Here is a 768-nt window from a genome sequence, read left to right on the forward strand (position 1 = left end):
GGTCGAACGCGTCGCCACGGACCTTCCCGGTGAGCACGACTGGGTAGCCCACACCAACGAACACGTCTCCGCGCTGCTCTCGGCCTGGAAAGAAACGGAGGGACCCACCGCGATCTCCGGCTGCCTGATATACGACAGATACCTGCACTTGCTCCACCACGTTGCGCCGACGACCCGTGGTCGTATCCTTCGCCACGCCTGCATCACTTGGGACGCACACCGCACCCCGACCCCACACGGGGGCTACTCGGTGAACCCTTCGGGACCGCCTACCTACACCGAACGCGGCGAGGTGCCGCCGGACAGGACCGTGACGTGGGACTGCGTCGAACTCGACACCGACGACGAGTAGGTCGCAGGGCACGATCGCCGACATCACCGAGGCTGCGACGCACGTGACCGGGAAAGCCCACCAGAATCAAGGGACCAGGGCCTGCCTGAGCGCTGCACACATCGCCCATACCCCCTCTGACGAACGACCAGGGATTTGGACTCATCGCGCCCATCGACGGATCGAGCCTCGACGGTGTTCACTCGAATCAGCACAAGCAATACGACTGCTCGACCTGAGCGGGTCGACAGCATGCTGATGCCCGTCGTCGAAGCTGGAAGGAACGGCCAGGATGAAACCGGAAACAGCGGAGGCTCGGATGTTGCTGTCGGTGATCGAGCATGCCCAGAACCTGGTCGCCATCGCCGACTACGACACCGGACGCCTGCGCTACCTCAACCCCGCCGGAATGCACCTGATGGGGCTGACCGACGAAG

The 768-nt window shown here is 64.1% G+C and carries 2 protein-coding genes; both read left to right on the forward strand.

The genetic code is table 11. The features are described 5' to 3' along the window. On the forward strand, window positions 1-352 hold a 352-nt coding region (locus RJ1_RS45105), incomplete at its 5' end, for a hypothetical protein (protein WP_073371184.1). Between the two features lie 298 nt (window positions 353-650). Then, a partial coding sequence (locus RJ1_RS49185) for a PAS domain-containing protein (RefSeq protein WP_369691075.1) occupies window positions 651-768 on the forward strand: 118 nt, incomplete at its 3' end.

The sequence above is a fragment of the Rhodococcus jostii NBRC 16295 genome (assembly GCF_001894825.1).
In the GTDB taxonomy this organism is placed as follows: Bacteria; Actinomycetota; Actinomycetes; order Mycobacteriales; family Mycobacteriaceae; genus Rhodococcus_F; species Rhodococcus_F jostii.